Source organism: Streptococcus sp. DD10 (assembly GCF_001578805.1).
GTDB lineage: Bacteria > Bacillota > Bacilli > Lactobacillales > Streptococcaceae > Streptococcus.
In genome coordinates, this window is record NZ_KQ969160.1 from 211084 (window position 1) to 214367 (window position 3284).

The following is a 3284-nucleotide window of genomic DNA, read 5'->3' on the forward strand; positions in this document are numbered from 1 at the left end:
AAGCCACCTCTAAAGTGGAATAAAATTCTCTGTATTCTGTGTAAACTTCTTCAATCATAACAATCTCCCTTCTCCCTAAATTTAGTATAGCAGAAAGAATACATGAATAGTTCATTTTTTCTAAGATGTCACTTTTGGCGTCTGAAATGTCAAAAAATGAGCAGATGACTCTGCTCATTTAACATCTATGCTTTTCGTCTACTCACTACAGTTGACAAAAGCCCTTTTTATTTTGTACTGACCCCAAAAAGTTAGATTTTTCTGTCTAACTTTTGGGGTGCAGTTCATTTGGATATAGCTTTTATTTATTCTAATCTTTATTTAGGTTGCGCAACATCTCATCAATTTTATTTCCATATTCAATGGATTCATCTTTTACAAAAGTCAAATCAGGAATTTTATACATTTTTAAATTATGACCAAGTTCACGTTTTATGGTCCCTGTAGCTTTCTCTAACCCAGTTTGTGCTTTCTGATTATCCGAAGCTAAATTACTCATAATCGTATAGTAAACCTTTGCCATTGAAAGGTCCCCTAACATCTGTACATCTGTAATTGTTACTCCTTGAACACGCGGATCACGGACTTTCTTTTGTAAGATTTCATTGACCTCACGCTTGATTTCCATGCCCACACGATCCGTACGGAAATGATTTGCCATCTGCTTTCCTTTCTAAATTTTTCAAACAAAAGCCAGGCCAGCAGACCCAGCTAATTTGAAACTTTTTGATTTTCAGTTCAATTTGAACCCATCCGCTGCTTTCGTCGTGGTGAAAGTGATGGAACTGATTTATCAGTCCCATCACTGGGGATTTTTGAGACACTAGGCTCAAAAATAAGCAATGAAACCATCGGTTTGCTTGCGTCCCTCACCACTAAGAAAGGAGCAAAAATCTTATCGTTTGATTTCTTCCATGATGTAAGCTTCAATCATGTCATCTACTTTCAAATCGTTGTAGCCTTCAATCATAAGCCCACCTTCTCTTCCATTAGTAACTTCTTTAACATCATCCTTGTAATGTTTAAGACTAACTAATTCACCGTCATAAATTACAACACCGTCACGAATGACACGAACTTTAGAGTCGCGTGTAACTTTACCACTAAGTACCATGAAACCACCAATAGTACCTACTTTCGAAACTTTAAATGTCTCACGAATAATGGATTCACCAATGATTTTCTCTTCATACTCTGGATCCAACATTCCCTTCATAGCTTCTTCTACTTCTTCGATTACCTTATAGATAATACTATGAAGACGAATTTCGACCTCATCAGCATCAGCCTGCTGACGCGCTTGTGGTGTCGGACGAACGTTGAAACCAACGATAAAGGCATTAGAAGCTTCGGCAAGAGTCACGTCAGATTCATTGATAGCACCAACTGCAGAGTGAACGATAGTTACTTTAACACCTTCCACATCAATCTTTTGAAGAGAGGCAGATAGAGCTTCGACTGAACCTTGTACGTCAGCCTTGATGATGACGTTAACGGATTTGAGTTCACCAGCTTTTAGAGTGTCAAAGAGATTTTCTAGGCTGACACGTTGAGTAGCTTGACGTTGTTTCATAAGAGCACGTTTAGCACGTTCTTCACCCGCTGCACGCGCAGATTTTTCGTCTTCGTAAACGGCAAAGTGGTCTCCTGCCATAGGTGCTTCGTTCAAACCTGTGATAGATACTGGAGTTGATGGTCCAGCTACTTTAACACGACGACCAAGATCGTTGGTCATGGCACGAACACGTCCGAAGGTATTCCCAACAACGATTGGATCTTGCACATTCAAAGTTCCTTGTTGAACGAGGAGGGTTGCGACTGCTCCTTTTCCTTTGTCCAAACGGGCTTCGATAACGGTACCGATGGCACGAACGGTTGGGTCTGCCTTGAGTTCTTGGATTTCAGCAACTAAGAGGACTGTTTCCAACAATTCATCAATATTTTGATTGAACTTAGCTGAGATTTCAACAAATTCGGACTCACCACCCCAGGCTGTTGACATCACCCCATGCTCTGCCAATTCACCGATTACCCGTTCTGGATTGGCACCTGGTTTATCAATCTTGTTAATGGCTACGATGATCGGAACATTCGCTGCTTTTGAGTGGTTAATCGCTTCAATAGTCTGAGGCATAACTCCATCGTCAGCTGCAACGACCAGGATAGTAATATCCGTAACAGACGCACCACGGGCCCGCATAGAAGTAAAGGCCGCGTGTCCAGGTGTATCCAAGAAGGTGATTTTCTTGCCATTTTCTTCGATTTGGTAGGCACCGATATGTTGGGTGATTCCCCCTGCTTCACCTGTTGCTACCCGAGAATTACGAAGGGTATCTAGAAGAGTTGTCTTACCATGGTCAACGTGTCCCATGATCGTCACAACTGGTGGTCGTTCCACCAATTCATCCTCATTGAGGTAACCGTCTTCGACAAAGAAACGTTCGATATCGGCATTGTCCACTTCAACCTTTTGCTTAGCTTCGATACCATAATCCACCATGAGGAGTTCAATCGTGTCCCCATCCAAGGATTGGTTTTGAGTTGCCATAACTCCCATCATAAAGAGTTTCTTAACGATTTCAGCTGGTTCACGCTTGATCCGTTTTGCGATTTCTGCAACGGTCATGCCATCAGTATATTCAAACTCACTTGGCAACTCGTGGAATTTACGTTCGGTTACAGGTTTTGGAGCCTGATTACGGTTATTCTTGTTATTGCCTTTTTTATTCTTCTTGTTGGTATTCCAGTTACTATTTCTTTGATTTCTCACTTGATTTTGACTACTTCGATTCTTTTGTTGTTTTCTTGGACCATCTTCATTCTCGAAATCACGAGTTTTCTCTGGTCGAACTTGTTTCTTACGACGAGTATCCTCAGCTTGTGTCTTGCTTTGCTCCTGAACAGGTTTTGGCACGACTACAGGTGTAGGATTCGGTTCCGTAAAAATCTCCTCTAAAGCTTTAGGACGCTCACGACGTTGATTACGAGCTGCCTCTTGCGCCTTCGCTTCTTGCGCTAACTTAAATCGTTCTTCACTACCTCGAGCATATTCAGCATTTTGTTCTGCTTTTAGGGCTGCTGCACGAGCCTTAAAATCAATACGTGGACCAGATTGATTCGAACGATTCACTTGTTGATTGCGACGCTCTTGTTGTTTCCGATTTTGTCCTTGATGACGTTGATTTTGACTCTGTTGTTGTCGATTCCCTTGTTCATGACGTGGTGTTTGACGATTGCTGTCTCGGCTGATTTGTCGTTGACCAGACTGATTTGCTCTATCCTTC

The 3284-nt window shown here is 41.7% G+C and carries 2 protein-coding genes; both read right to left on the minus strand.

Annotated features, from left to right (window positions below; all coding sequences use genetic code 11):
• Window positions 1-310: 310 nt before the first annotated feature.
• On the minus strand, window positions 311-661 hold the full coding sequence (rbfA, locus tag STRDD10_RS06375) for a 30S ribosome-binding factor RbfA (RefSeq protein ID WP_067194039.1): 351 nt from the start codon (window positions 659-661) through the stop codon (window positions 311-313).
• Between the two features lie 234 nt (window positions 662-895).
• Window positions 896-3284: translation initiation factor IF-2 (infB, locus tag STRDD10_RS06380; RefSeq protein ID WP_269450118.1), on the minus strand; the 2389-nt coding region annotated here is incomplete at its 5' end.